The organism is Streptomyces sp. SID14478 (genome assembly GCF_010548525.1).
In the GTDB taxonomy this organism is placed as follows: domain Bacteria; phylum Actinomycetota; class Actinomycetes; order Streptomycetales; family Streptomycetaceae; genus Streptomyces.
On sequence record NZ_JAAGMG010000376.1, the window covers coordinates 1 to 296 of the forward strand.

Genomic DNA, 296 nt, shown 5'->3' on the forward strand with positions numbered 1-296 from the left:
AGCAGGGCGCGCACCCCGACGACGTCGGCCTCGGGGTCGAGCGCGCGCAGCCGCGCCTCGTCGAGGTGCGTCAGAGCGGTGACGAAGGACTTGGCGCGGCAGTAGACGACGACACCGGCGTTGATCTGCTCGCCCCGCTCGATGCGCGGCACGACCCGCAGCAGGGCGTACTCGAAGACGTCGCGTTCACTCACTGCCTGCTCCTTCGCTCACCCAGCCGGTCGTTCGCGCGGCGGGGACGGCGCCGCCCGCGGGCAGCGCGATGCGCTCGTGGACGGTCGCGGCGCGCTCCGCCA

Annotated in this window: 1 protein-coding gene; it reads right to left on the reverse strand. The window is 74.0% G+C overall.

Annotation, left to right across the window (positions count from 1 at the left end):
- The coding region (locus G3I40_RS12125; RefSeq protein ID WP_164302160.1) for a DUF3037 domain-containing protein at nucleotides 1-194 on the reverse strand (194 nt) is incomplete at its 3' end.
- Nucleotides 195-296 lie beyond the last annotated feature (102 nt).